Raw genomic sequence first — 26974 nt, 5'->3', positions numbered from 1 at the left:
GACGGGCATGGCCCATCGACGCCGTGGCCGCGCGCTGGCGTTGATGAGGACAAAACGTTGCACTGCAACAGAGGTTGCCGCGTCGCCCGGTCGCGCCCGCCAACCTGGTGGCTTCAGCGTGAGACGGCGAGCCGCAGGATGCGCGACAGGTCGGCCACCGAATAGGGTTTGCGCAGAAGCTCGAACCCGTGGCTTCCCTCCTCGGCGAGGACGTGGCTGTAGCCGGAGGTGAGCACCACGGGCAGATCCGGCCATCTGCGGCCGATGGCGTGGCCGAGATCGATGCCGTTCATGCCCGGCATCACCACGTCGGAGAAGACCACCTCGAAACCGGCGGGCGTACGAGCGAGCGCGTCGAGGGCCTGCCGCGCATCCGTCACCCAATGCGTGACGTAGCCGAGTTCCTGCAGGGCCTGGGTGGCGAAGGCGCCGACTTCCGCGTTGTCCTCCACCACGAGGACGCGGGTGCCGTGCCGCTCGGCCAGGGGGGCGGGCTCCTGCACCGGCTCGGCCGCCACGGCCTCTCCCGCCGCGCGCGGGAGATAGAGGGTGAAGGTCGTCCCCTGGCCGAGGCGGCTTTCCACCACCACCTCGCCGCCCGATTGCTTGGCGAAGCCGAAGACCTGCGACAGGCCGAGGCCGGTGCCCTGCCCGACGCCCTTGGTGGTGAAGAACGGCTCGAAGATCCGGTCGAGCACCTCCGGCGCGATGCCCGAACCCGTATCGGTGACCGAGACGGCGACGAAATCCCCCCGGATGCGGGGATGCGCCCGGACGGCCGGGATGATCGAGGCGCGGCGGACCCGGATGGTCAGCCGGCCCTCGCCGTCCATGGCGTCGCGGGCGTTGACGACCATGTTGACGAGGGCGGTGTCGAACTGGCTCGGATCGGCATCGATGAGGCAGGCCAGCGGCTGTCCCGCATCGTCCCGGCCGGTCTCGATCTGGGTCACGACCTGGATGCGCGCACCGGTGAGGGTGCCGACCATGTCGGCCACGGAGGCCACGCCCTTGGCGACATCGAAGACCTCTGGCGTCAGGGATTGCCGCCGGGCGAAAGCCAGGAGCTGGCCGGTGAGCTTGGCCGCGCGCGTCACCGTGTCGGAGATGGCGTCGACATAGCGCCGCCGGCGCTCCTCCGGCAGGTCGGGACGGCGCAGCAGGTCGGTGGAGGACCGGATCACGGTCAAGAGGTTGTTGAAGTCGTGCGCGACGCCGCCGGTGAGCTGGCCCACGGCTTCGAGCTTCTGCGACTGGCGGAGCTGTTCCTCCAGGGCCTTGCGCTCGGTCACGTCGCGGCCGGCGGCGTAGAAATGGTCGCCCTGCGGGATCGCGTTCCAGGAGATCCAGCGCTCGCTGCCATCCGCCGCCCTCTGCCGGATGTCGAGGTTGTCGAGGACGGCGCCGCTCCGCAGCTGGTCCATGGCCTGCTCGGCCGCCTTGCGGTCCTCGGGATGCACGAAGGCGTCGAACCGCGCGCCGACTAGGGCCTCGGCGGGCCAGCCCAGCATCTCGCTCCAGGCCGGATTGACCGACCGATAGACTCCATCAAAGCCGCAGATCACGAGGAGGTCGCGGCTCGCACGCCAGACGAGGTCGCGCTCCGTGGTCCGCTCGCGGGCCGTCGTCCTCAGTACGGTCTCGGCCTCGCGCCGGTCGGTGATGTCGTTGAACAGGATGGCGACGCGCCGTTGCACCGGCTCGCCGATGCGCAGGGCGTGCACGTCGAACCAGCGGCCCAGCGTCACCGCCCCGCTCTCGAACCGGACAGGTTCGCCATTGAGGGCGACCTCACCGTAGATGTCGAGCCAGCGCGGCTCGATGCCGGGAATGACCTCGCTGACCCAGCGGCCCTCGACATTGCCGAGGCCGGCCTGACGCTCGAAGGCCGGATTGACCTCGATGAAGCGGTAGTCGATGGCGCGGCCGGTGGCGTCGAACCGCATCTCGACGATGCAGAACCCAGCATCGATGGCGTCGAACAGCGTCTGGTACCGGGCCTCGCTCTCGGCGAGCTTGCCCTCCTCGGTGCGAAAGCGGGTGACGTCGAGCTGGCTGGCGAAGAAGTAGCGCAGGCGCCCGTCCCGGTCGAAGACGGGGCTGATATAAAGTTCGTTGCGGAACGGCGTCCCATCGCGATGGTAGTTGACGATCTCGACCACCACGTCGCGCCGCGCCGCGATGGCGTCGCGCAGGCGCGCCACGTCGGCCGCGTCGGTTCCCGGCCCCTGCAGGAACCGGCAATTACGCCCGACGAGTTCCTCCGCCGAGTAGCCGCACAGGTCCTGGAAGGCGCGGTTGGCGAAGACGATGGGATTGTCGGGCAGGTTCGGATCGGTGATGATCTGCGGCATGCGGGTCTTCTCCGCCGCCGTGAACAGCAGTTCCGGCCCCGCCGCCGAGGTCTTCTGATCCCTGTCCGGGGAATGGATACCGGACGCGATCTCGGCTTTCAGCCGCGTGATCTCGGCTTCGAGTTCGGCCTCGCGCTGACGCAACCGGTCGATGTCGTCCTCCATACCGCCCGTTCCCATCCGGCCGCCGCGTTCATCCGGGCTCGAGGGAGCCCAACGGTCGAGACGGCGGTCGGCTCCCTAACCCAAATGGGGGCGGCTGTCGCGCATCCGACGGGTCCTGTTCCGCCCGTTCATGGGGCGTCCTTCGCGATGGAGTGCTGCCGCAGCCTTGTCGGTGACGCCATCGCGCGGAACGACGCAGAGGACGGCCGTGCAGGGGCCGCGATCAGCCGATGACGTCGTCGTCCCATTCCACCCGCGGATAGGAGACCGGCGGCTCGCGCAGTGCCCAGAGCCCGAGGCATCCCACGCCACAGACCGAAGCGCTGATGTAGAGGATGAGGTCGAGCACGGACGAGGCCCTCGCAGCAGGTTGATGAGCCCGCATTCTCCGGCGGCACGGCTAAGAAAGCCTGAACGCTTGGAAGACGACGGCATGTCCCGTCCGCTCTTCATCTCGAAGCGCCCACCAGGACTCGTCCGCGTGGATGTGCGCCGGCGCAACCCGTCGGCCCGCTTCCCGGCGTAGAGCCCTGCTCTCTCTCCCCCGAGAAGGAAAAACGGCGATGGCCGCCAAATGGGTCCTTGCGTTGACGGTCCTGGTCTTCTTGACCACCGGCCGGGCGCCGGGAATGCGTGAGTTGCGAAATCCCGACGCCGAATCCGGCCATCCCCGCATCGTCCACATGGTCAAGCGCGTGTCCGAGTGAGGAGGCGCGGCGTGTCATCCGCCACACCATGCGCCCTCGCGGTCAGTGCTACGGGGCAGCGGCCCGTCGGGTGGCGGCGAGGGCCGCCGCCTTGCCCCCGGCCGCGTAGAGGTCGAGCCGGGAATACAGGCCGAAGACCGAGCCGTCGTCGAGGAAGCCGCCGGCCGGGCCGAGGGTATCGGTGAGGATGGCGTTGGCCTCGGCGAGTGTCACGGCCGGAAAGGCGGCGGTGAGAAGGTGGCCGGCCTCGGGCGCGACCCGCGCGACGTCCACCGCCTGGCCCGATCGGTCCCGATGCACCACCGGCAGGCCGTAGGTCTGGGTCGAGGCGTAGAAGGCCGCATTGGCGGCGGCATCCTTGAACCGGCTCCGGTCGGCGGCGGCGCAGGCGGCCACCGTGTCGCCGCAGCGCTCGCGAAGGAAGGCCTGGAGTTCCGCGCGCGCCGCCTTCAGGGCCTCCGGATAGTCGGTGATGGTCACCGCGCCGTCGGTGGCGCGGCTCATCTCGTTGTCGATGGCCGGGTTCGCGCGGGTCTGACCCACATAGGCCGGGTCGTTGGCCAGCAGATGGGCGACGGCATGGAGCGCGACGCTCCGACCCCCGAGCACGTCCATGGCGTAATGGGCGCCGACGACGATGCGGTTGTTGCCGTACTCGGCCCCGCGCGCGACCATCTGCTGGTAGCGCTCCGGCACCAGCAGGGCGAGGAGGAGCGATTCCGTATAGCCGTAGGTGGTGTGGCCGCTCGGATAGGACGGGCTGTCCGTCAGGTTCTGTTTCGGGCCGCGCAGCCAGTCCATGCTGTGGGAGGCGGCGCCGAAGTAATCCTTGCCCCGATACGAGAGGACGCTCGGCTCGGTCTGGAACGGGCGCGAATTGCCGAAGGCGTCGGCACCCGGTGTTCCGGCGGGACGATCATAGGCCTTGCCGAAGACATCCGTCGTGCCGCCGACCTTGGTGAGGATGGCGCGGGCGGGTTCGGAGACCGGCGCCTCGCCATTGGTCGTCGCATTGGCGAAGAAGTACTTCCCCGCATTCGAATCCGACTTGGTGATGTTGTTGGTGTAGCCGATCAGCCGCGCGAGGCTGCCGGAGACGTTGGTGAAGGTCTTGGAGTCCTCGTAGCGCGCTTTCGCCTGATAGGCTTCCCCGAGGGACGTGCCGAGGCCGTCGGCGAGTTGGGTGGCGTTGCCGTCGGTGATGAAGCAGTCGCGCAGGGCGAGGTGCTGCTGCTCGGCGAACGGCAGCAGCAGCGGCTGGTCATGCCGCCCCATCTGGATGTCGCCGGTGACCGTGAGGTTCGCCGCCAGGGCGGCCTTGCCCTCCAGCGTCGTCGCCAGGGCACTCACCGGTGCCAGCCCGCGCAGAGCTTCGAGATTCGTCGCCGATTGGGCCCGCGCGTGAGCGGGCGCGAGGGCGAAGAGGGCGATGAGCCCGAGCGTGGCGGTCTGATTCATGGCGCCAAAATCAGTATGTCGTCATGGTGGCGGAGGCCAGAGCGTTTTTCGGTATCGTCCGGCTCGTATCCTGCGGCGGCAGAGACGTGGGCGCATGCGTCCGGTGTGTCGGTGTCGACGAGGCGTCCGATGGCCGAGCATGACCCCGCGACGGTGCGCTCGGCTGAGCATGCGGGCCATGATTCGAAGAGCGAAGACAGGGTAGCCCCACGAATCACATGGAGCGACCCTGCCTGCTTTATTAGAGAATGAAATCCCCGCCATGCAGGGACATCGCGCCCTTCAGGAGGACCGAGACGTCGGCCGCCCCGTCGCCATTGACGTCGCCGCTGACCAGCGTGTTGCCGTGATGGACGTCCGCCCGCAATTCGCCTGCCCGGTGATGGAAGTCGGCACCGCCAATGAACGTGAAGGCCTGATTGACTGAACCGCCCGCGACCGCATCGATCAAGTGCAGGTCGAGCCGGTCGCCCTGTGCGTGGCTGAAGTCCTTGATGATATCGCGTCCGGCAGCTGCCTTGTCACTGTCGGTGATCGTCTTAAACACGAAGGTGTCGGCACCGCCGCGGCCGTAGAGGAGATCGCGGCCGTCGCCGCCGTAGAGCGTGTTGTCCCCGGCATTGCCGTAGATCTGGTTGTTGCCCTTGCTCCCGTTGGCGGTCAGATCGGCGGAGCCGTAGAGCACCATCTTCTCGATATTGGCTTCCATCGAGTGGCTGACCGAGGTGCGAAGGGTATCGAAGCCGTCGCCCGATTTTTCGATGGCGCGGTCGCGGGCATTGTCGATCTGATAGGTGTCGTTGCCGGTGCCGCCGTGCATGGTATCGGCGCCAGGGCCGCCCAGGAGCGTATCGTTGCCGCCATTGCCGGTGAGGACGTCGTCGCCGGCGCCACCGGTCAGGCGGTCGTCCCCTCCGTTGCCGGTCACGGGGTCGGCGAGACCATCGTCATTCCACATGAACGCGTTGGTCAAATGCGCCACGGGCCTCTGGCCGGTCACTTCCGTCACATCGATACCGGCGCCGATATTGCCCGGTCCCCAGACGATGTTGTTCGGATTGCCCGCGTTCTGATACGAGGAATCGGTCACCACCGTATTCTCGTTCACACTCCAGATCAGGGCATTCGAAAGCGGATGTCCACGCCCCTGGTCCCCCGCGATGTTGTCGAAGGAGCGCGTGGATTCGAAGGTGTTGTTCTGCCCGTAATCCGCGAAGGCGCCGTTGCCCATATGGATCGCGTCGACGTTGCGGACGGTGCCGTTGTTCGAGTTTTCGAAGATGACTCCCTGACCGCTCGGCGAATTGTTGCCGTCGATGACGCCGTTCGAGACGGTGACGTTGTCGCTGAAGTAGATCGAGATGTTGTCTTCGGTCCAGGCGACCTTCGGATCGTTGTGGACGTAGAAGTTATTGAGGGTCGAATCCGGTGAGTTGCCGAACTGCACGAGCTGTCCGCGGGGGAAGGGCCCACGCATATCGTAGCCTTCGATGCCCTCCAGTTCGGCACCCGGCGAGTATTGCAGGAGGATGCCCGACGACGTGTCGTGGAACGTGGCGTTCGTCACGCTGAGCTTGTTCGCCTCGAAGGCCGAAATCCCGTAATGGTCCGGGGTCCGTTCGGCGCCTGCGGCTGGCGCGCCCTCGTTGAAGACCTCGACGTTTTTGATGGTGACGTTGTCGCCCCGCATGACACGGATGCCGGCACCTTCCTCCGCGCCGCCGTTCCCATTGATATGGATGCGGACGTTCTCGATGGTCACATTCTTCACGTGATCGACGTCGATGCCGGGCCCGCTATCGACATAGATGTCGAGGTTGCGAATGACATCGCCGTCCCGGGCGACGATCGTCCCGTCATGGCGTGTCAGGGTGGCGGGTTCCGGCGCCAGCGACGGTGTTACTTGGGCATGACTCGGATCGCTGCGAAGCAACTGATTCATTATTGCTCTCAATGTGTTGAATTGATCAGTCAGGAGGCTGATCTCTTATGGTCCGTGCTTCCAAAGCACGGCCATCATCGACGTCTGCGCCGCATGGCCGACGAGTTCTTCAAGCAAGAGCACTACTAGAGGGTGCAAGGATCAGGACGTTGCCGTCGGACCCATGGGTAATTAATATTTGTTACTTATTCAAGGTTTTAAATGATACCAAAAGAATGTACCATTTTGACAATTCCCCGATCTACCTTGAGGGAAATATTGTTAATGATGTCAGAAATGTATCGGCCCAACGAGGATGACCTTCGGTGCCGGATCGCGGGCCTGGTGATGAGCCCCGGGTTGCACCGGCTGCGGTACCTTGATCCGTAGGGTGTTCAGAACACGCGTCGCTGAGCAGGCAGGCGCTCGACTGACAGGAGGTGCGACGGGCATGGGCGCGTTCCCCGGCCGGGGCGCGCGGCGCGGCGTCATCGTAGCCTGTGTCGATGCGAACCGGCTCAGGCGGTCCACACTCCACACTGATCCGTGACACCCGTCCGGATCGCGACGGGCCGTCCTCTTCGGTGCTTTTCCGCTGAGCGGTTCCAAGCTTGGCTCCGATGGTGCATCTCGGCCCCGACTGAGCCACAGCCCGCCGGGACCGATGACCGCCCACCCTCTGCTTCCTTCGTACGTCAGCACGATGTTTCGCCCTGCCGGACCGCATCCGGCGTCGCGGCCGGCCCTCCGGCTAGGTCTTCGACGCGGGGGCCGGGCGTGAGCGAGCTCGACGCCTGGGCCGAGCGCCGCCGCATCGCCGAGCAGGCGCGCGGCGAGCGCGCATGGTCCCTGTGGGGGCCGTATCTCGCCGAGCGCCAATGGGGGACGGTGCGGGAGGATTACAGCCGCGACGGCAATGCTTGGCGCTCGCTGCCGCATGAGGAAGCACGCTCGCGCGCCTATCGCTGGGGCGAGGACGGGCTCGCCGGGATCTGCGACGAGCGCGGGCAGATGTGCCTGTCCGTAGCCCTGTGGAACGGCCGCGACTACATCCTCAAGGAGCGGCTCTTCGGCCTGACCAACGAGGAAGGCAACCACGGCGAGGACGTCAAGGAGGTCTATCACTACCTCGACGCGACCCCGAGCCATGCCTACCTGAAATTCCTCTATCGCTATCCGCAGGCGGCCTATCCCTATGACGAACTCGTCCGCGAGGGGCTGCGCCGGGGCCGCGACCAGCCGGAATACGAGATCGAGGAGACGGGCGCCTTCGCCGAGGACCGCTTCTTCGATGTCACCGTGGAATACGCCAAGGAGGAGATCGACGACATCCATGCGGTGATCACGGCGACCAACCGTGGCCCGGAGGCGGCGGATCTGCGCCTCGTGCCGCAGCTGTGGTTCCGCAACATCTGGTCGTGGCGCGAGGGACCGCCGGAATCGCGCCCCAGGATGGCGGTCCAGCCCGATGGCAGCATCGCCTGCGAGCATCCGCGCCTCGGCCGCTACCGGCTCTCCTATGACGGCGAGCCGGAGGTCCTGTTCTGCGAGAACGACACCAACCTGCGCCGGCATGGCTGCCAGCCCGACGCCCCCGGCCCGTTCAAGGACGGGCTCCACGCGGCCATCGTCGGGGGCGACGAATCCGCCGTGCGGCGGGATGGCGGGACCAAGCTCGGCCTGCATTACGCCCTTCGCCTCGAGCCCGGTGAATCGAAGCGGGTCACCCTGCGACTGTCGGCCGGCGCGCGGCCCCGCCCGGTCGACCGCGAGGGTGCCATCCTGCTGCGCCGGATCGCCGAGGCGGACGCGTTCTACGACGCCCTTCAGGACGGCATCGCCGATGCGGATTCGCGCACGATCTTCCGTCAGGCCGCCGCCGGGCTGATCTGGTCGAAACAGCTCTATTGCTACGACGTGCGGCTCTGGCTGAAGGGCGATCCGCTCCAGCCGGCCCCGCCGCGCGAGCGCGACGGCGGACGCAACGTCCACTGGCGCCACTTCGCCGGGGCCGACGTGCTGTCCATGCCCGACACCTGGGAATATCCCTGGTTCGCCGCCTGGGACCTCGCCTTCCACTGCATCCCGCTGGCGCTGCTCGACCCGGATTTCGCCAAGAAGCAGCTGCTGCTGCTCACCCGCGAATGGTACATGCACCCCAACGGCCAGCTGCCGGCCTACGAGTGGGAATTCGGCGACGCCAACCCGCCGGTCCATGCCTGGGCCACCTACCGGGTGTTCGAGATCGACCGCGACCGGCGCGGCGGGCGCGGCGACCTCGCCTTCCTCGAAGGCGTCTTCCACAAGCTGCTGATCAACTTCACCTGGTGGGTGAACCGCAAGGATGCCGACGGCCGCAACGTCTTCCAGGGCGGCTTCCTCGGCCTCGACAATGTCGGCGTGTTCGACCGGTCGCGCCCGCCCCCCGGCTTCGGCCGCATCCATCAGGCCGACGGCACCGCCTGGATGGCGATGTATTCCCTCAACATGATGCGCATCGCCCTCGAACTCGCGCTCCACAACGACGTCTACGAGAGCACCGCCTCGAAGTTCTTCGAGCATTTCCTGCTCATCGCCGAGGCGATGACCGACATGGGCGGCGAGGGCTTCGGCCTGTGGGACGAGGAGGACGAGTTCTACTACGACGAGGTCGACATCCCCGGCGGCGGCATGCTGCCCTTGCGCGTCCGCTCCGTGGTGGGGCTGGTGCCGCTCTTCGCCGTCGAGGTGATCGAGCCCTCGGTGCTGCAGCGGTTGCCGGATTTCGCCCGGCGCCTGAACTGGCTCCTCGAGAACCGCCCCCACCTTGCCCGCCTCGTCTCGCGCTGGGACGAAGGCGGCGTCGGCGATCGCAAGCTCCTGTCGCTCCTGCGCGGGCACCGGATGAAGGCGCTGCTGCGGCGCATGCTCGACGAGGCCGAGTTCCTCTCGGACCACGGCGTGCGTTCCCTATCGAAGGCGCATCTCGACCGGCCCTATTCCTTGAACGGGTTCGGCGATGCGTTCACCGTGCGCTACGATCCTGCCGATTCGACCTCGAACATGTTCGGCGGCAATTCGAACTGGCGCGGTCCGGTCTGGATGCCGGTCAACTACCTCGTCGTCGAGGCGCTGCGGCGGTTCCACTCCTATTACGGCGACGACTTCCTGGTGGAATATCCCACCGGATCGGGCACGTTCCTCACCCTGAACGCCATCGCCGACGCCCTCACCGACCGCCTGATCGCCCTCTTCGCCAAGGGCGAGGACGGGCGGCGGCCGGCCTTCGGAGACCGCCCGCCGATCGCCCCGGCCCCCGGTGCCGAAGACGCCCTGCTGTTCCACGAGTTCTTCGACGGCGATACCGGGCGCGGCCTCGGCGCCTCACACCAGACCGGCTGGACGGCGCTGATCCTCAACCTGCTGCATCAGAAGGCGCAGAGACCCGAGAAGGCAGAAGGTTCAGAGGCGGACGGTGCAGGTCCCGCGCAGCGCTGAGCGAAGCGGCGGGCCTCGGTGCCGCCGCCGGTTCGGACGGGCCCCTATGCGCCCTGCGGCGAGATCGAGATCGTCAGCCAGAGATTCCACCCCGCCGGACGGTTCTCCCCGGCGAACTCGCGGTAGAATTTCAGGTTCATGTACCCCTGGGCGCCGCCCACCGGGAACAGGTAGCCGGCCTGGGGACCCAGGGCGGCGACCCGGCCCTTGAACGGACCGAGGGTGGCGCCTCGCCCGTAATCGCCGGTCACCTGCTGGTAGACGTAGCCGACCAGACCGAGCTGATACTGCGTCCCGATGAATTTCGACGCGGAGAAGTCGATATGGGCATCGATGCCGTTCTGGTACTTCGTCTTCGGATTCTCGAAGTTGTACGTCATTCCGGCGACGGCCGAGAGTTCGTAGCCCAGGTCCTTGTCGTAATAGGTGTAGCCGAACCCGCCATCCTGGCCCCAGTGCCCGATGCCGAAATTGGCCAGGCGCGACGCGTTGTAGGTGCCCGACGGGGCGTTGGTGAGGGTATAGACGAGGTAGTTGTGATTGCCGGCGCTCCAGCGCAGCGACGCGGCCGGCGTCACGTCCATGATTCCGAGCCGGGTATCGTTCCGGATGTCGGCGATCCCGACATCCATCCGGCCCACCGCGCCGAACAGGCTGAGCGCCAGCTGCCCGTCGAGCACCGGCGTGGCGAAGGAATAGGTCACGCCCGCATAGGCGAGATCCGCCTTCTCGGTGACGGGCCGGATCTTCGCCGTCGCATGGTAATAGGTCAGGCTCGTCGACCACCCCGCCACGCCCGGCACCGCCGCCATGCTGGCGAAGGAGCCGGCCAGATACAGGTTCGCGCCGCCCTCGTCGGCCCGTGCCGGACCGGACAGGGACGTCGCCAGGGCGACGCCCAGCCATCCCGCCATGGCCCGCGAGGTGATGAACCCGGTGGCTGACTGTATCACGGCGCTTACTTTCCGGTCGTCACCAAGCGAAGGTCTTGCGTCACCAAGCGCGGGTCTTGCGTCGCCAAGCGAAGGTCTTGCCGGCCGGGTGCCCCGGCCGCCTTCCCGTGAGATCACGACGTGACGGGAGACGCGGCGGACGGTTCGATCTCGAGGACCGCGCGATCGAACGTCAGCAGGTAGAGGAAATAGAGGCCGCCCGTCAGGAGCAGGCCCACCACGATCAGGACCGGAACCCAGGCGGCGGCGGGGGTGACCAGGACGAACAAGGCGCCGATCAGCCAGACCAGGGCGATGACGGCCACCGGGATCTCGAAGGCGCCCAGATCGAAGGCGCCGATCTTCTTGTCGAGTTTCTTCCTCACGGCGAGGTACAGGATGACCGTGACCCCATAGCTGAGGATCGGCAGGATCGTCGATGCCGTGATCAGCTGCAGCAGGGCCTCGCCCGGAAGGGCGAGCATCAGCAGGACGCCCCCGACGAAGACCAGGATGGTTGCGGGAATCGGCGTCTGCGTGCGCGGATGGACCTGGCTCATCAGGCGCGAGGCCGGAAAGCGGCCGTCCCGCGACATCGCGTAGACGAGCCGCGCGGCCGTGGCCATCACCACCATCCCGCAGGCGAAGAACGCGAAGGTCACCGCGGCCATCATGACCGCCTTCATCGTGGGACCGAACTGGTCGTGCAGGATCTCGGCGACGGGAGAATCGCTCAGCGTGATCCGCTCGACATCCGGAATGGCGACGGTGAGGGCGATGAGGAAGAGAAGCCCCAGGACGCCCGCGGCGATCACCGATCCGACGATGGCGCGCGGGACGCTGCGAAACGGGTCCTTGGCCTCCTCGGCGACGTTGGCCGCCGCATCGAAGCCGACCAGGGTGGAGAGCCCCATGAGCATGGCGAGCATCAGGCCGCCGCCGACCTTGAAATAATCGGCGTCGGCGACGGCCGTCCCGCGGGAGGTGAGGTTGGAGAAGGAGCCCGTCCCGTTCATCGCGATGGCGATCGGCAGAAGGATCACGAGCAGGATGACGATGACCACCTCGACGCCGACGGCCGTCCCGTTGATCAGGCCGACGACGCGGGTCGAGACGATGGTCAGCACGGCCTGAACCAGCAGGATCGCCAGGGTGATCCACCGGGCCGTCTGTTCGTTCGGCTCCATGCCGAGCAGGGGCATGAGCGCCTGGCTCGCGAGGGCATTGTCCACCGCCACCACGCCGATGCCGAGGTAGCAGAAGCTCAACAGACCGAACCACCAGCCGATCGCCGGATTGGCCAGCCGCGAGGCCCATTGATAGGACGAGCCCGTCAGCGGAATGCGGGCCGCGAACTGGGCGATGACGAGGGCCACGAAGGTTTGCCCGATGGCGACGATGGCCCAAAGCCAAATTCCGACGGGTCCCGCAGTGCGGAGGACGTCGTCGAAGGTACCGAATATACCAACGGCCACCGAAATGAAGGCGAAGGAGACGGCAAAGACTTGAAACGAACCCAAGGTTCGCTTCAGTTCCTGTCGGTAGCCCCCGATCTCGGCGGAAGAACCCTGACTTCGCGCGTCACTTGGCAATCCCGACATACGACACCTTCATCCTCGATGTGCGTCGACGTCGATCGGCTACGCGTGTTTGGATTTAGGCCAGTCACCGGTCGCTTGCAGCTGTAAGTCTTCTCGAAGACGATGGAATATGTTACATTTTTAGCACGAAAATGAGATATCTTTTCTATCGATCGGTGCATGGTTTCTTCGCACAACAATGAGGCTCATGTCCCGTGTCGCTCCCATGAGGGCAGCGCGGATAGAATTGCCGTTGATGTGCGATCCTTCCGTCCCGTGCGGTCTCGTGCCATCAGCACCGGATCGAGCGGCATCACGCGGGCGCTTCCAGCAGGAATGGGAGCAGCTGGTCGGCGAAGTCCCGAGGGCTTTCCTCCATGATGAAATGCCCGCACCCGGCGACGATGTCGCCGCGCAGGTCGGCCGCATGCGGCCGAAGCGTCGCCATCGGCGCATCCGCCGTCGCATGTTCGGCGCCGATGGCGAGGACCGGCATCGTCAGAGGCCGCTTCGAGCGCTCGGCATTCTGACGAACGGTCTCCGGAATCGCCCGGTAATAGGCGAGGCCCGCCCGGATGCCGCCGGGGCTCGCATAGGCCCGCGTATAGACATCGACGGCGACGCGGTCGCGGCGATGGGACCAATTGTCGAAGATGAATTCCAGATATCCCCGCTCGCGCCCGGCGGTCAGAAACTCGGGCAGATCGCGGACCTGATTGAACATGAAGTGCCAGAGGAAGATGTTTTCGTCTGGAGGCGCGAAGATCGTCGGCGCTGGCGCGAGGCCGGGAATGACCGCTTCGGTCAGGGCCAAGCGGCGCACGGTCGCCGGATGGTCCATCGCGAGGGCGTAGGCCACCCACATGCCGACGTCGTGCCCGACGACATGGTAGGTCTCGTGCCCCAGCGCCGCCATCAATCGATGCAGGACGGAAGCGGCGGCGCCCGTGTCGTAGCCCGCATCGGGGCGGGCGGAATAGCCGGAGCCGATCGGGTCGACCGCGATGGCTTCGAAGCCGTTCGCCGCGAGGACCGGCATGATGTGACGCCAAGCGTACCAGGTCTGCGGCCATCCCGGGATAAGCAGCACCGGGATGCCCTCTCCCATCGTCGCGCAATGCATGCGGGTATCGTCCAGCCGGACGTAGCGATGCCGCACGTCGTCGGCGTGAAACTCGTCGATCATGGAGCTGTCCTTCCATTCCGCTCAGGCGATGCCGAGAAGCGTGGTCATGCTGGCCGCATCGAGCGGCGTGCCGGCGAAGTCATCGAAAGTTCTGTCGGTGACGCGGATGATGTGATCCTGGATGAACGCGGCGCCCTCGCGTGCGCCATCGTCTTGATCCTTCAAGCAACATTCCCATTCGAGGGTAGCCCACCCGCTGAAATCGTACTGGGCCAGCTTCGAGAAGATCGCCTTGAAGTCGACCTGCCCGTCGCCCAGCGAGCGGAACCGACCGGCCCGGTTGATCCAGGGCTGATAGCCACCATAGATGCCCTGGCGTCCGGTTGGATTGAACTCGGCGTCCTTCACGTGGAACATGCCGATGCGCGCGTGATAAAGGTCGATGAAGTCCAGATACTTGAGATGCTGGAGGACGAAGTGGCTCGGATCGAACAGGATCCGGCATCGGGGATGGTTGCCGACGCGGTCGAGAAGCATGTCGAACGTCACGCCGTCGTGTAGATCCTCCCTCGGGTGGAGTTCGTAACAGAGATTGACGCCCTGCTCGTCACAGACATCGAGGATGGGGCGCCAACGTCGCGCAAGCTCATCGAAGGCAGCATCGATCAATCCTTCGGGCCGCTGCGGAAACGGGAAGACATACGGCCAGGCGAACGACCCCGAGAACGTCCCCATCTCAGTCAGCCCCAAGCGCCGGGATGCCTGCGCGGCAAACCGGATTTGCTGAAGCGCCCATTCACTCCTCGCACCGGAGTTGCCCCGCACCGCTTCGGGCGCAAAAGCGTCGCACATCGAATCGTAGGCAGGATGAACGGCGACGAGTTGACCCAGGATGTGCGTGGTCAGCTCGCCAATGACGAGACCATGCTTTGCGACGACGCCGACGACCTCGTCACAATAGTCGCGGCTTTCGACCGCCTTCCGCACGTCGAACAGGCGTGTATCCCACGCCGGAATCTGCAACGCCGCGAATCCACGTTCTGCGGCCCACTCGGCGATCGCGTCGAGACTGCTGAAAGGCGCCTGTGCGTCGCTGAACTGTGCAAGATGAATGCTCGGACCTTTGATCGTTCTCATCGTATCGCCATTCTTTGTCGATCAACAAAGAATGAGACGCTTGTAGAGGGTCGTCAAGAGAATTATTTGTTGATCGACCAAAAAGGGAAGTTTGAATGGCCGGTCGGCCGCGAGAGTTCGACAGGGACGCGGCGCTCGGAAAGGCTCAGCGGGCCTTCTGGACGCGTGGCTACGAAGGCACCTCCATGGCCGATCTCGTCGCTGCGCTCGGAATAGCGTCGGCGCGGATCTATGCGGCCTTCGGCTCGAAGGAGGCACTCTTCCGTGAAGCGGTGGCACTCTACGAAATCGAGGACGGAGGTTTTGCCACGCGCGCGCTCGAGGAGGAGCGCACCGCGCGACAAGCGATTGAGCGGATACTGCGCGAAGCGATCGACCTCTATACGCGTCCCGGGGGTCCCAAGGGCTGCATGGTCGTGTCGGCCGCGACCAATTGTACCGCCGAGAACGAGGCCGTGGCCGAATGGCTGGCCGAGCGCCGCCGAATGCGGACAGCATCGATCACCGCGCGCATGGAACGCGCGGCTGCCAATGGCGAGTTGCCGCCCGATGCCGACGTAGGGGCGCTGGGCGACCATTACGCGGCTTTACTGCACGGCTTGTCCGTTCAGGCCCGCGATGGCGTTCCAAGGGATCGGCTGCTCGCTCTGATCCCTCGTGCCATGAGCCTCATCGATCAGAGATGACGGGGGGCGGGATTGGCAGCCGACTCGCTGGAAGAGTTGGAGGTGTCGACAGCAGCCGACCCGGCTTTTCCTTCCAATCCCCCCCCCACCCGCTTGCCGTCGGGCTCGTCCACTGGCAGGCGTCATCCATGCCGGAAACCGCGCCCGCCCGCCGTCCCTTCTCTGCCCTGCGCAACGTCCTCCGGAGCGAGGCCGGCGGCGGGTTGATCCTGATGGCGAGCGCCGTGCTCGCCCTGATCGTGGCCAATTCGCCCCTCGCGCCGGGCTATTTCGCGCTGCTGGGGGCTTATGTCGGCGGGCTTTCCGTCCTGCATTGGGTCAATGACGGCCTGATGGCGCTGTTCTTCCTGCTCGTTGGCCTGGAGATCAAGCGCGAGGTGCTCGACGGGCGCCTGCGCACCTGGCCGGACCGTGTCCTGCCGGGGGTGGCGGCGTTGGGGGGCATGGTCGCGCCGGCGCTGATCTACGTCCTCGTCAACCGCTCCTCGCCGGAAACCCTGCGGGGCTGGGCGATCCCCACCGCCACGGATATCGCCTTCGCGCTCGGTGTCCTCGCCCTGCTCGGGTCGCGGGTTCCCGTCTCGTTGAAGGTGTTCCTCACCGCACTCGCCATCCTCGACGATCTCGGCGCGGTGCTGATCATCGCCGCGTTCTATACCGCCGACCTGTCGCTGCCGAGCCTGGCCGGTGCGGGCGTCGTCGTCGCGATCCTGTTCGGGCTCAACCGGGCGGGCGTGAGCCGCCTTTCGCCCTACCTCGCCCTCGGTGCGGTCCTGTGGGTCCTCGTCCTGACATCGGGCATCCACGCCACCATCGCCGGGGTGCTCCTGGCGCTGACCATTCCCCTGCGCCCGAGCCCGGCGAGGCCCGACGATCCGGCCTCGCCGCTCCACAGGCTGGAACATGCGCTCCAGCCCTGGTCGGCCTATCTCGTCCTGCCCGTCTTCGGTTTTGCCAATGCCGGGGTCTCGTTCAGCGGCCTGTCGCCGGCGATGCTGTCCGATCCGGTGACCCTCGGCGTGGGCCTCGGCCTGTTCGCCGGCAAGCAGATCGGTGTGTTCGGCGCCGTCGTCGCCGCCGTGAAGCTCGGCCTCGCCCAGCGCCCGGCCCATGCCGGCTGGGGGCAGATCTACGGCCTGTCGCTGCTCTGCGGCGTCGGCTTCACCATGAGCCTGTTCATCGGCCTCCTCGCCTTCGCCGACAGCCCGGATCTCGAGGCCAAGACGAAGATCGGCGTGCTCCTCGGATCCGTGTCTTGCATGATCGCCGGTGCTACCGTTCTGTTTCTCGCACCGCTTCCGGTTCGCGGGACGGGCTCCGCGGCGTGAGGACGCGCCCCCGGTCAAAAACCCGTGACGCAAGACAATCTTAAATGAAGCATCCTACGCTGCGCAGCCGGAGAGCAGGATGAATCGAAAGGCAGGCTCGGCGTTCGTCAAAGTGGCACTGATGGGTTCGGTCGCGGCCGTGATCGGCGCCAGCCTGTTCGCCACCCATGGCATGACCGACGACGCCACCGCCTGGCGCAGCGCTTTCGCGCGCCCGACCGAACTGGCCGTGCCCGAGGGCGGTCCTGATACGGAGGCGCAGGTCGACCTCGGCCGGACGCTGTTCTTCGATCCGGTCCTCTCGCGATCCCGCACCATCGCCTGCGCCACCTGCCACGAGCCGTCGCGCCATTGGGGCGACGGGCGCATGCGCGGCATCGGCGAGCCCGGGATCGAGCTGAAGCTGCGCACGCCCACCCTGCTCAACATCGGCTGGATCGCGCCGCTCGGCTGGGACGGCAAGTTCCCGGATCTCGAATCCGTCGCCTTCACGCCGATCACCGGCCCCTACCTGATGAATCTGTCGGAGGAGGAGCTCATCGCGCGCCTGCGCGCCGATCCGGATTACGTCGCCGCCTTCGCCGCGACCTTCGAGGATCGTCAGATCACGCGCGGCGGGATCGAGCGGGCGCTGGCGGCGTTCCAGCGCACCATCGTTTCGGAAAGTGCGCCGTTCGACCGCTGGCGCGATGGCGATGCCTCGGCGATCGGGGCCTCCGCGAAGGCGGGGTTCGCGCTCTTCAACGGCAAGGCCGGGTGCCACGAATGCCATGGCGGCTGGGCGTTCACCGACGGATCGTTCCACGATATCGGCGTCGGCCGGGACGACGATATCGGACGGGGACGCCTGTTCCCGACCTCGAAGAGCCTGCAATACGCCTTCAAGACCCCGACCCTGCGCGATGTCGCGCAGCGCGGCCCCTACATGCATGACGGTTCGGTGCCGACCCTGCGCGACGTGATCGATCTCTACGATCGCGGCGGCATCGAACGCCCGAGCCGATCGCCCAAGATCCGGCCGCTCCACCTCTCCGAGACCGAGAAAGCCGATCTCCTGGCGTTCCTGGACACGCTGACGGCCGCGGAGCCCAAGAAGAGAGCCGCATCGAAGTGAGTCTCCGGCGCGGGCTTCGCAGTCTCGAAGCGCGCCGTTGACGTCGCTGCCGACTGCGCTGACCGTTTGCCGCGCAGTCCCGTTTCGGTTTTACCGGAACAACGTCAAGCCGACGCCGGCGAGCGACAGGCCCACGATCATCAGCGATCCGCCCCAGGTCTCGTAGGTCGCGGCCCGTGCCGCCACCCGCGTCGAAGCATAAGCGAAGCTGCCGCCTGCGATCAGGGTGGACAGGCTGAGTGTTGTAATCACGCGAGAGCCTTTCTGGTTGATGCGAAGCGAGGGCTTGGACCCCGCCTCTCCATGACTATCAGAGTTTGCCGAATGATCCCGTCGATGATCCCAACGCTGGTCTCGACGAACGGCGACGCTTTTGCTCGGGGGTGACGCGGTGGTCCCTCTCTCACCAGAACGCATACGCCGACCGCCCGTCATCCGCGAGCGTCCACGGGCGGCGGGCGCCGGAATCCTAGCGGCGGGCACCGGAATCATGCCGGCAGGCGCCGGAATCATGGCGGGAGCGACACATCGCCGAACGTGTTAACGATGCTTAAAAATCATTAACGAAATCCTTCCAGGATCACTCAAAACTACGTAGAACGATGTCGCTGCCGCCGGTCGTCGGCGTTTCAGCTCTCGCTAAGGCTTCATCACATGAGTCTGCGTTGTCGGTTGCCCGGCCCCAGTGCATTGTCCGCCGCCCTGTTTGTTCTCGTCACGGGCTCCACTGGTGCCAGTGCTCACGTTAAATGGTTCTGTGCTTTCGACGTCGCTGGTTCGCCGGTCGGCCTTGCCGAGGTACTGTGCGATAGCTTCGAGCAGCTCGTCATCGTCTCGTTCCTGGCCCTGTTCGTCGGCGCGTTGCTCGAGCGGACGATCCTCGGCGAGGCGATGATGCGGTCCCTCGACCGGGTCACCGTCTGGGCGCGGGAGAACACCGAGCTGATGTTCCGGGCCGTCTGCGGCGGCTTCTTCGTGTCGCTCTGGACGCTGGGCGGTATCATCCTCACGCCCGAACTCACCACCACCAGCACCGCCCTGCCCTGGTTCCAACTCGCCATCGCGGCCGGGTTCCTGTGGCGGCAGACGATGCCGCTCTCGGCTCTCGGCATCGTCATCCTGTTCGGGATCGCGGTGGCGAATTACGGCGTGTTCCACTTGGCCGATTATCCCGTCTTCCTCGGGGTCGCCGCCTACCTCGCCCTGACGGGGCTCCGGCGCGACCTGTTCGGGATCCGCCCCCTCGACATCGTCCGTTACTCCGCCGCGGTGACGCTGATGTGGGCCTCGGTGGAGAAATGGGCCTATCCGCAATGGTCGTTCCCGCTCTTCATCGACCGCCCGGAACTGACGATGGGCTTCGACGGCGCCTTCTTCATGAAGGCCGCCGGGGCGGTGGAGTTCGCCCTCGCTTTCGCGCTGATCTGCACGCCGCTGGTGCGCCGCGTGGCGGCGATCATGCTCGCGGCGGCCTTCGTCTCGGCGATCTTCGAGTTCGGCAAGGTCGACGCCATCGGCCATTCCCCGATCATCGTGGCGATGGTCGCCATCGCCGCCGACGATGTCAGGGTTCCCCTGCGGGTGCGCCAGTTGGCGGCGCTTCCTCTGGGGTACGGGGCCGCCCTCGCGAGCTTCATCGGGCTCTATTACGGCGCCCATTCCGTGCTGTCCGCGGCCGGGGCCCTATAGCCCGGTCCGGCGTCCCGACGCGTCGCGGTCAGTTGCCGTCGACGCGCACCGCCAGCTTCATCTTGGGGTGGATGCCGCACAGGACCGCGAAGGTTCCGCTCACGGGGAAGACGATCTCGGCCTTGCCGCCCGGTTCCTGATCGCCCGAATCGTAGCGGAACGTCGGCGAGTCGACATAGGCGTGATGCAGGAGATCGCCGTCGTCGTTGACGATCTGGACGGTCTCCCCTCTCTTGATCACAAGCGCACTCGGCTGGAACGCCCGGCCCTTCTGCGAGATGCGGTAGACCTGTCCCGCTGCCGATGCATGGAGGGCGAAGGCGGCCACACCGGTGGCGACGAGGGCGAACGCGAGACCGAGTGAAGTGATGCGTCTCATGCCATCTGCCAATACGATTCCGCCCGATCGCACCCTCGCCGGGTCAAGTAAACAGGCTGTTAATTCGCCAAAATGTAGTGCGATTTCAAGCCCGACTTAACTATTGCAGGCGAACAATTTACGATGGGCCGGATGAGACGCGCTGGATGACATCTATCTACGGTTGGAAATCCGCTCAGGGAGGCGAGAGGCGATGGCCGAGCCCGGTCGCCGCGGCCGTCTCCTTCGCCGGCACCATCCGCGGTCGGATTCTGATCGCCTTTCTCATCATGAGCGCCATTACGGGCATCCTCGGCCTGTCGGCGGCCTCGGGGATTCGCCGGGCCGACGAACTCGTGAGCCGGACCTTCGACCAGTCGCTCATGTCGATCAACTACGCGCGGGCCGCCGCCGCCGATTTCGCCAACATGCGCTCGCTGGAGGCCCGGCGACGCATGAGCGCCGATCCGGGCGTGAAGGCGCAACTCGAAGGCCGACTCGACAGCCTTCGCCGGGTCTTCGCCGAGGATCTCGCCGTGGCGGTCGAGCGCGCCCAATCGAGGCGTGCGACCCAGGCGGCCGCGGCCGTTGAGCGGGCGGTGAAGGATTGGGACGCCGCCCGTTCCGTCCTCGCCGGCCGCGAGACCACGGATTCCGATTGGGACGCCGTCGACCGCCATGCCGGCGCCGTCGAGGAGCATCTCGACCTCTTCATCAACCACACGGCCGGCGACGGTTTCATCTACCGGCAGCAGGCCCGGGCCGTCGTCGCCCGCGAGACCCAGATCAACCTCTTCGGCACCCTGCTCGCCCTGCTCATGTCCGCCTCCGTCGCCTTCCTGCTGGCCCGGCGCATCATGCGGCCGGTGGCGGATGCCTCTATGGTCGCGTCGCGGATCGCCGCCGGCGACCTCAGCGTGACGATCCCGTCCGGCAGCGCCGACGAGCTCGGCGCCCTCCTCGCCTCCATGGGCGTTATGCGCGACAACATCCGCCGGGCGATGGAGCAGGAGGTCGCCCAGCGCATCTCGGCGGAGGCCCATCTCGCCGACGCCCTCGAGACCTCCCTCGAAGGCATCGTCGTGGTCGACGAATCCGGTCGGATCGCGCTCATCAACGGGCAGGCGGAGGATTTCCTCGGCTTCGGTCACGAGCCTCTGCCGCGGGACACCTCGATGGCGCGCGTCGCCTTCGAGGGCAACGCGCTCGCCCGCACCCTCCTCTCCGAGGACGACGATTGGGCGACGCCGCGCGAGACGCAGCTCTTCGACGGGCGCTGGCTCCGGATCAGCCGCAGCCGCACGCGCACCGGCGGCTTCATCGCGGTCTGCAGCGACATCACCCTGCTCAAGGTCCAGAAGGCGCATCTCCAATCCACCAACCTTCGCCTCGACACCGCCCTCGACAACATGTCCCAGGGCCTGTGCCTGTTCGACGCCGAGGGGCACCTCATCGTCGTCAACCGGCGCTATTGCGAGCTGTTCGATCTCGCGCCGGGAGACCTGCCGCTCGGCACTCCGTACGAGGACGTGGCGGCGCTCTACCTGGCCTCGGCCGAGGAGGGCACGGTCTTCGAGATCGAGGGCCGGCAGATCTCGGCCGCCGGTTCGGGCTTCCGCCAGATGAGCAACGGACGGGTCCTCGCCGTCACGCACAAGCCCGTGGCCGGGGGCGGCATGGTCTCCACCTACGAGGACGTAACCGACCGGCGCCAGGCCGATGCCCGCATCGCCTTCATGGCCCGCCACGACGTCCTCACCGGCCTGCCCAACCGGGCCATGTTCGGCGAGCGGATCGAGGAGGCCCTGGCGCATCTCGGGCGCGGCGGGATGTTCGCCGTGCTCTGCCTCGATCTCGACCGCTTCAAAGAGGTCAACGACACCCTCGGTCACCCGGTGGGAGACGAACTCCTGAAAGCGGTGGGCAACCGCCTGACCGCCTGCCTGCGTGAGGTCGACACCGTGGCCCGGCTCGGCGGCGACGAATTCGCCATCATCCTCGCGGGCGTGACCTACCCGGAGGAGGCCACCATCCTGGCACGGCGGATCGTGGACGTGGTGAGCAACCCCTACGAGCTCGACGGCCAGCAGGTCGCGGTCGGCGTCAGCATCGGCATCTGCCTCGCCCCCGGCGACGGTACGAGCTGCAACAAGCTCCTCAAGAACGCCGACGTCGCCCTCTACCGCGCCAAGGCCGACGGGCGCGGCACCTGGCGCTTCTTCGAGGTGGAGATGGACATCCGGCTCCAGGCCCGCCGCGCCCTCGAACTCGACCTGCGCGAGGCCGTGGCCCAGGGCGCGTTCGAGATGTTCTACCAGCCGATCTACGATTTCCGCGGCCGGCGCGTCGGCGGGTTCGAGGCGCTGATGCGGTGGCGCCACCCGGAGCGCGGGCTCGTCTCGCCCGCGGAATTCATCACGGTCGCCGAGGAAATCGGCCTGATCGTGCCGCTCGGCGACTGGGCCCTGCGCACCGCCTGCATCGAGGCCATGCGCTGGCCCGACGGGATCAGGGTCGCGGTCAACGTCTCGGTGGCCCAGTTCCGGGACGGCATCGTCATCCAATCCGTCAAGGACGCGCTGAGCGTGAGCCGGCTTCCGGCCGCACGCCTGGAACTCGAGATCACGGAATCGGTCCTGCTTAAGGACAACGCTGCGACCCTCGCCACGCTCCACGCCCTGCGTCGCCTCGGCGTGAAGATCGCCATGGACGATTTCGGCACGGGCTACTCGTCGCTGAGCTACCTGCGCAGCTTCCCCTTCGACAAGATCAAGATCGACCAGTCCTTCGTCCGGGACATCACCGCGGCGGATGAATCCGCCTTCATCGTCCGCGCCGTCATCGGCCTCGGATCGAGCCTGCACATGCGCACCACCGGCGAGGGGATCGAGAACGAGATCCAGTTCGAGCGCCTGCGCCAGGAAGGCTGCGACGAGGGCCAGGGCTACTATATCGGCCGCCCCGAGGACGCCGGGAGCATCCCCGAGGTGCTGCAGCGCTGGTCCGGACGGCGCGGCCGGGCCAAGCACGCCGTCGCCTGAGGGGGTTATGGCCGGTCCCGGCTCCGGCGGCATGCTCGACGACCCCAGCAGCCGGGTGCCGTAGAACCGCGCATTCCCTCCCCCCTCTGCGGGCGACCGGATTCACACATTTGCTGGACAGCTGGGCCCCTACGCCAGAGCGTTCGACATGGGGCGCGACGGGCTCCCTCTCCTGGAAGGAGAGGGTTGGGGTGAGGTGTGGTCCGTTTCCGAAGAGGTCACACACCTCACCCTGTCCCTCTCCTTCCAGGAGAGGGGACCCGCGGTGTCCGCGAGACGTGTGAACTCGTAGATCTCCGGCCGAGCCCCCTCACCCCCGGCTGCCGCCTCGCCGCGCTCCCCAACGAGGGGGAGACGCGGCCCTCTCCCCGCCTGCGGGGAGAGGGGAATGCGCACCGGCCTTCCGGAACAGCCGCCATGGAGAACGCCCAGATCAGGAAGAGGCAGTTCCCCCCTCTCCCCGCCCGGCGGGGAGAGGACGTCGTCCTCCCCTCGTCGGGAGGCGACGTGAGCCCGTCAGGGCGAGGGTGAGGGGGGCCGGGCACTCGTTCACCGATCTGCTCGACGGCTGTTCTCTCTGGCCGCACGCATCGCTATGAGGCGCGACGGGCTCCCTCTCCTGGAAGGAGAGGGTTGGGGTGAGGTGTGGTCCATCTCCGGAGAGGTCACACACCTCACCCTGTCCCTCTCCTTCCAGGAGAGGGGACCTGCGGTGTCCGCGAGACGTGTGAACTCGTAGATCTCCGTTCCAGTCCCCTCACCGCCGGCTGCCGCCTCGCCGCGCTCCCCGACGGGGGGGAGACGCGGCCCTCTCCCCGCGTGCGGGGAGAGGGGAATGCGCACCGATTTCTATTGCGGCGCGGGGGTCGGAGCTGTGTCGGCTGGCGCCGGGGCTGCGGGCACGGGATCCGCCGCGCTCGCCGTCTCGGTGGATTTCGCCAGTTCCGGATAGGCCTCGATCATCGATGCGCCGTTGAGGGGCTTGCTCTGGCCGTTGTGGCAGGTGGTGCAATTCACCTTGGGCACGTCGCCGAGCACGCCGAGGCGGGCAGTCGGGAAGGTCGAGGTCAGCGGCTCGAGGAAGTTGCCGTTGATGTCCCGCACCATGCGGATGCCGTGCCAGGCGGTGGTGCGCTGGGGCGTGCTCTGCGACCAGTTCGAGATCGCCCGGGTGTTGTGGCAGAAGGTGCAATTGACCCCGAGACCTTCCGACATGTGGATCATCAGGCCGTAGGTCTTCTCGGCATCCTGGATCGGCTTGCCCTTGGTGGTGGGAAGCGCCGTGGTGGCGTTCACCCGGATGGCGTTGTTGTCGATGTTTTTGTCGGCGAGGTATTCGGTCAGGGTGTCGTAGGGCAGCGAGGCGAGGCCCACCGAGGCCTTGGCCAGGTTCTGCCCGTTGTTGCGGGCGGTGAAGCCGCCGGGCCGGTTCGGGCCGGGATCGGTGAACCAGACATGGGCCGGGACCGGCTGGCCGCGGTGGCAGGTGAAGCAGGTGACGCCCGTGCCCCCCACATGGTTGTCCTTCCAGCTCTCGTTGATGTGCTGGGTCATCTGCAGCATCCGGCGGGCGACCTTCTTCTGGTAGAGGCTGTCGTCGGCCATGTTCTCGGTGTTGTGGCAGTAGGTACAGCCCTGTTCGGGGCTGACCCATTCGGTCATCGAGACCATCAGGCGGTTGAACTCGTTGACGCTGATGGTCTTGAGGACCTGGACGTTCTCGTAGGTGGCGCCGGCGAGCTCCTCGCCGGGCTCGGCCGGGTCGGCCGGCGCCGGGGCGACGTTGGCCGCCTTGGTCTCGGCCACCCCGTCGCGGGTATGGATCTGGTCCATCCCCGTGCCGCGAAAGCCGTTCTGGGTGGTCTGGAGCGGCGGCCGGTCCCAGCCGGACGTGCCGAACATCGCGATGGTGAGGAAGAAGGCGATCGAGGCGCCGAGGACAGTGAAGAACGTCTTCATGGGACCGCCCCCGGCATGTTCAAGGGATCGACGACCGGCGCATAGACCTGAGGATAGGACGGGGCGACGCCGTGCTTGACCGCCCAGAGGTACCAGTTGTCGACCACCGTGCCGGTGAGCAGGATGCCGATGCCGCCGGTGAGGGTGGTCAGCACCGCGAACCACCAGGCCCAGCGGTGGACCGATTCCATCGTGGCGTTGAAGCCCATGGTCCAGCGCCAGAACAGGGCGGCGCGTTCGGTGGCGGTGCCGCGATCGACGATCTGGTCGATCTCGCGCTCACCGCCGAAGCGGCTCACCGCCAGGATGGTGGCGCCATGCATCGCGAAGAGCAGCGTCGACCCGTAGAGGAAGACGATCGAGAGCATGTGGAACGGGTTGTAGAACAGGTTGCCGTAGCGGAGCGAGAAGGCGGCGGTCCAATCGAGATGTGGGAAGATGCCGAAGGGCACCGCCTCGCTCCACGACCCCATCAGGACCGGCCGGATGAAGCCGAGGACCAGGAACAGCCAGATGGCGGAGGCGAAGGCCCAGCCCACATGGGTGCCGAGGCCGAGCGCCCGGGCGCGGCGATAGAGCCGCACCCACCACAGCAGGATCGAGGCGGTGAGGAAGAAGCCGGCGATCAGCCACCATCCGCCCTCCTGCAGCGGCGGCAGGATCTTGAGACCGTATTGCGGTCGCGGCGGCTCCAGGGCGAGCCAGGGCAATTGGCGCACGAACTGGACCGGGTCCCAGTTCACCGAGGCCCACATGTTGAGGCCGACGATCTCGAAGGCGATGAGGAAGCAGACGGCCGAGAGCCCCCCGAGATAGCCGATATAGATCGGGCCGACCTGGGCGTTGCCGAACAGGCCGAACAGGTAGCTGTGGAACGGGGTGCCCCAGCGCCGGTCGACATCGACGGGAACGCCGAGTTCCGGAATGGTGGAGCGGACTTGGACCTCGGTGAAGATGTTCTGGTAATAGGCCATGGTCGTGCCCCCCTCTAGCGCCAGACCGGGAGATTGAGCCACCAGCCCCACCATTCCGGCCAGCCACGGGTCCAGAACGGGCCGCTGATGATGATGCAGACGGCGCTCCAGAAGCCCGCCGAGAGGGCGAGGAACAGGCCGAGCCGGTGGATGCCGAGCGTGCCGATGGAGTAGCCGATCGTGTCGCGGAAGAAGGTGTCCTCGTGCTCGGGCGTCTTCACCACCTGGCCCTTGCCGGGATTGGTGGCCGAGAGGATCAGGGCGCCGTGCAGGGACAGGGCGAAGGTCGTCGTGAAGAAGAACGACACCGCCAGCATGTGCGCTGGATTGTAGTGGAAGTGCAGATACTGGTAGCCGGTGTTCGAGACCCAATCGAGATGGGACAGGATGCCGTAGGGGAAGCCGTGGCCCCAGGCGCCCATCAGGAACGGCCGGATCACCACCAGCGAGACATAGGCGAAGATCGCCACCGCGAAGGCGAAGGGCACGTGGTAGCCGATGCCGAGCTTGCGGCAGATCTCGACCTCGCGCAGCGCCCAGGAGACGAACGACCCGACCGCGCAGAAGGTGATGATCTGCCAGAGGCCACCCTCCTTGAGGGGGGCGAGCGCCAGCCCGTATTTGAGATCGGGCGGCGCGATGTTGATCTGCCAGATGTTCCAGGTCGGCCCGAGCGCGGCGCCGTAGATGATCAGCGCGGTGCCGAGCACCGAGAAGAACAGCGTCGTGACGCCGAAGAACCCGACATAGAACGGCCCGACCCAGAAATCGAACAGGTCTCCGCCAAGCAGCGTGCCGCCGCGGACGCGGTATTTTCGTTCGAAACTCAGCATCGCCATCGCGAATACCTCCCGGCTTCACAGGTCACGATTCTTGATGGATCCGCGCATCCGTCAGGCTGCGCGTGGTCCCCTCCCCCTTGCGGAGAGAGGTGAGGAGTGGGGGTGGCGCCGCTTGCCTCCGCAAGC

20 protein-coding genes are annotated in these 26974 nt (G+C 66.6%); 7 read left to right on the top strand and 13 right to left on the bottom strand.

All coding sequences use genetic code 11. From position 1 onward, the window contains the following. Window positions 1–113: 113 nt before the first annotated feature. Window positions 114–2519, bottom strand: a complete 2406-nt coding sequence (locus FPV16_RS16335; RefSeq protein WP_227439444.1) for a PAS domain S-box protein — start codon at window positions 2517–2519, stop codon at window positions 114–116. 223 nt (window positions 2520–2742) lie between these two features. Beyond that, entirely contained in the window at window positions 2743–2868 is a 126-nt protein-coding gene (locus FPV16_RS26120) for a hypothetical protein (protein WP_264483889.1), read from the bottom strand. Between the two features lie 214 nt (window positions 2869–3082). Here FPV16_RS26120 and FPV16_RS16330 point away from each other — a divergent pair, with 214 nt between their 5' ends. Continuing rightward, window positions 3083–3226 carry a hypothetical protein gene (locus FPV16_RS16330; protein WP_227439443.1) on the top strand — a complete coding sequence of 48 codons (144 nt, stop codon included), beginning with the start codon at window positions 3083–3085 and terminating at the stop codon, window positions 3224–3226. Between the two features lie 48 nt (window positions 3227–3274). On the opposite strand, the gene FPV16_RS16325 is transcribed toward FPV16_RS16330, so the two are convergent. Together FPV16_RS16325 and FPV16_RS16315 are read right to left on the bottom strand one after the other, a co-directional pair. Then, window positions 3275–4684, bottom strand: a complete 1410-nt coding sequence (locus tag FPV16_RS16325) for a phosphatase PAP2 family protein (protein ID WP_227439442.1) — start codon at window positions 4682–4684, stop codon at window positions 3275–3277. Window positions 4685–4925: 241 nt separating this feature from the next. Then, complete coding sequence (locus FPV16_RS16315; protein ID WP_227439441.1) at window positions 4926–6626, bottom strand: calcium-binding protein; 1701 nt, start codon at window positions 6624–6626, stop codon at window positions 4926–4928. Between the two features lie 756 nt (window positions 6627–7382). Here FPV16_RS16315 and FPV16_RS16310 point away from each other — a divergent pair. Beyond that, a complete protein-coding gene (locus FPV16_RS16310) occupies window positions 7383–10082 on the top strand; it encodes an MGH1-like glycoside hydrolase domain-containing protein (RefSeq protein WP_227439440.1) in 2700 nt (899 codons plus the stop codon). 44 nt (window positions 10083–10126) lie between these two features. Here the strand turns inward: FPV16_RS16310 and FPV16_RS16305 are convergent, their stop codons facing one another. The 4 genes from FPV16_RS16305 to FPV16_RS16290 all read right to left on the bottom strand — a co-directional run bounded on the left by FPV16_RS16305 (window position 10127) and on the right by FPV16_RS16290 (window position 14857). Beyond that, window positions 10127–11035 (bottom strand): transporter, encoded by a 909-nt coding sequence (locus tag FPV16_RS16305; RefSeq protein WP_227439439.1) that lies wholly within the window; start codon window positions 11033–11035, stop codon window positions 10127–10129. 113 nt (window positions 11036–11148) lie between these two features. Then, entirely contained in the window at window positions 11149–12534 is a 1386-nt protein-coding gene (locus FPV16_RS16300; RefSeq protein WP_227439438.1) for an APC family permease, read from the bottom strand. A 373-nt stretch (window positions 12535–12907) separates the two neighbouring features. Further along, window positions 12908–13780, bottom strand: a complete 873-nt coding sequence (locus tag FPV16_RS16295) for an alpha/beta fold hydrolase (RefSeq protein ID WP_227439437.1) — start codon at window positions 13778–13780, stop codon at window positions 12908–12910. A 21-nt stretch (window positions 13781–13801) separates the two neighbouring features. Continuing rightward, window positions 13802–14857, bottom strand: a complete 1056-nt coding sequence (locus FPV16_RS16290) for a sugar phosphate isomerase/epimerase family protein (RefSeq protein ID WP_227439436.1) — start codon at window positions 14855–14857, stop codon at window positions 13802–13804. Window positions 14858–14952: 95 nt separating this feature from the next. On the opposite strand from FPV16_RS16290, the gene FPV16_RS16285 reads away from it, so the two are divergent. From FPV16_RS16285 to FPV16_RS16275, 3 genes are all read left to right on the top strand, one after another. Continuing rightward, window positions 14953–15543 (top strand): TetR/AcrR family transcriptional regulator, encoded by a 591-nt coding sequence (locus FPV16_RS16285; RefSeq protein ID WP_227439435.1) that lies wholly within the window; start codon window positions 14953–14955, stop codon window positions 15541–15543. Between the two features lie 128 nt (window positions 15544–15671). Next, window positions 15672–16871, top strand: a complete 1200-nt coding sequence (nhaA, locus tag FPV16_RS16280; protein ID WP_227439434.1) for a Na+/H+ antiporter NhaA — start codon at window positions 15672–15674, stop codon at window positions 16869–16871. Between the two features lie 79 nt (window positions 16872–16950). Beyond that, window positions 16951–17985 carry a cytochrome-c peroxidase gene (locus tag FPV16_RS16275; RefSeq protein WP_227439433.1) on the top strand — a complete coding sequence of 345 codons (1035 nt, stop codon included), beginning with the start codon at window positions 16951–16953 and terminating at the stop codon, window positions 17983–17985. A gap of 90 nt (window positions 17986–18075) precedes the next feature. On the opposite strand, the gene FPV16_RS16270 is transcribed toward FPV16_RS16275, so the two are convergent. Further along, window positions 18076–18237, bottom strand: coding sequence for a hypothetical protein (locus FPV16_RS16270; RefSeq protein WP_200919063.1), 162 nt, complete (start codon window positions 18235–18237; stop codon window positions 18076–18078). Window positions 18238–18639: 402 nt separating this feature from the next. On the opposite strand from FPV16_RS16270, the gene FPV16_RS16265 reads away from it, so the two are divergent. Beyond that, window positions 18640–19674, top strand: coding sequence for a hypothetical protein (locus FPV16_RS16265; protein ID WP_227439432.1), 1035 nt, complete (start codon window positions 18640–18642; stop codon window positions 19672–19674). Window positions 19675–19702: 28 nt separating this feature from the next. Here the strand turns inward: FPV16_RS16265 and FPV16_RS16260 are convergent, their stop codons facing one another. Next, window positions 19703–20053, bottom strand: a complete 351-nt coding sequence (locus FPV16_RS16260) for a hypothetical protein (protein WP_227439431.1) — start codon at window positions 20051–20053, stop codon at window positions 19703–19705. Between the two features lie 146 nt (window positions 20054–20199). Here FPV16_RS16260 and FPV16_RS16255 point away from each other — a divergent pair, with 146 nt between their 5' ends. Beyond that, window positions 20200–23073: an EAL domain-containing protein gene (locus tag FPV16_RS16255; RefSeq protein WP_227439430.1), complete on the top strand. Its 2874-nt coding sequence runs from the start codon at window positions 20200–20202 to the stop codon at window positions 23071–23073. Between the two features lie 849 nt (window positions 23074–23922). Here FPV16_RS16255 and pufC read toward each other — a convergent pair. The 3 genes from pufC to pufL are packed head-to-tail and all read right to left on the bottom strand — an operon-like array spanning window position 23923 to window position 26845. Further along, window positions 23923–25032, bottom strand: coding sequence for a photosynthetic reaction center cytochrome PufC (pufC, locus tag FPV16_RS16250; protein ID WP_227439429.1), 1110 nt, complete (start codon window positions 25030–25032; stop codon window positions 23923–23925). After that, window positions 25029–26006 (bottom strand): photosynthetic reaction center subunit M, encoded by a 978-nt coding sequence (gene pufM / locus FPV16_RS16245; protein WP_227439477.1) that lies wholly within the window; start codon window positions 26004–26006, stop codon window positions 25029–25031. The genes pufC and pufM overlap by 4 nt, the downstream gene beginning before the upstream one ends. A gap of 14 nt (window positions 26007–26020) precedes the next feature. Continuing rightward, window positions 26021–26845 (bottom strand): photosynthetic reaction center subunit L, encoded by an 825-nt coding sequence (gene pufL / locus FPV16_RS16240; RefSeq protein ID WP_227439428.1) that lies wholly within the window; start codon window positions 26843–26845, stop codon window positions 26021–26023. Window positions 26846–26974: the final 129 nt, after the last annotated feature.

It is taken from the genome of Methylobacterium sp. W2 (genome assembly GCF_020662345.1).
Classification (GTDB): Bacteria; Pseudomonadota; Alphaproteobacteria; order Rhizobiales; family Beijerinckiaceae; genus Methylobacterium.
Note: the sequence above shows the minus strand (reverse complement) of the source record. Positions and strands in the feature narration are given on the sequence as shown.

Bases quoted from the DNA above. Each gene is read 5' to 3' on its own strand.
- FPV16_RS16335 (WP_227439444.1), bottom strand. From the start codon at position 2,519: ATGGAGGACGACATCGACCGGTTGCGTCAGCGCGAGGCCGAACTCGAA.
- FPV16_RS16330 (WP_227439443.1), top strand. From the start codon at position 3,083: ATGGCCGCCAAATGGGTCCTTGCGTTGACGGTCCTGGTCTTCTTGACC.
- FPV16_RS16325 (WP_227439442.1), bottom strand. From the start codon at position 4,684: ATGAATCAGACCGCCACGCTCGGGCTCATCGCCCTCTTCGCCCTCGCG.
- FPV16_RS16315 (WP_227439441.1), bottom strand. From the start codon at position 6,626: ATGAATCAGTTGCTTCGCAGCGATCCGAGTCATGCCCAAGTAACACCG.
- FPV16_RS16295 (WP_227439437.1), bottom strand. From the start codon at position 13,780: ATGATCGACGAGTTTCACGCCGACGACGTGCGGCATCGCTACGTCCGG.
- FPV16_RS16290 (WP_227439436.1), bottom strand. From the start codon at position 14,857: ATGAGAACGATCAAAGGTCCGAGCATTCATCTTGCACAGTTCAGCGAC.
- FPV16_RS16285 (WP_227439435.1), top strand. From the start codon at position 14,953: ATGGCCGGTCGGCCGCGAGAGTTCGACAGGGACGCGGCGCTCGGAAAG.
- nhaA (WP_227439434.1), top strand. From the start codon at position 15,672: ATGCCGGAAACCGCGCCCGCCCGCCGTCCCTTCTCTGCCCTGCGCAAC.
- FPV16_RS16275 (WP_227439433.1), top strand. From the start codon at position 16,951: ATGAATCGAAAGGCAGGCTCGGCGTTCGTCAAAGTGGCACTGATGGGT.
- FPV16_RS16265 (WP_227439432.1), top strand. From the start codon at position 18,640: ATGAGTCTGCGTTGTCGGTTGCCCGGCCCCAGTGCATTGTCCGCCGCC.
- FPV16_RS16260 (WP_227439431.1), bottom strand. From the start codon at position 20,053: ATGAGACGCATCACTTCACTCGGTCTCGCGTTCGCCCTCGTCGCCACC.
- FPV16_RS16255 (WP_227439430.1), top strand. From the start codon at position 20,200: ATGACATCTATCTACGGTTGGAAATCCGCTCAGGGAGGCGAGAGGCGA.
- pufC (WP_227439429.1), bottom strand. From the start codon at position 25,032: ATGAAGACGTTCTTCACTGTCCTCGGCGCCTCGATCGCCTTCTTCCTC.
- pufM (WP_227439477.1), bottom strand. From the start codon at position 26,006: ATGGCCTATTACCAGAACATCTTCACCGAGGTCCAAGTCCGCTCCACC.
- pufL (WP_227439428.1), bottom strand. From the start codon at position 26,845: ATGGCGATGCTGAGTTTCGAACGAAAATACCGCGTCCGCGGCGGCACG.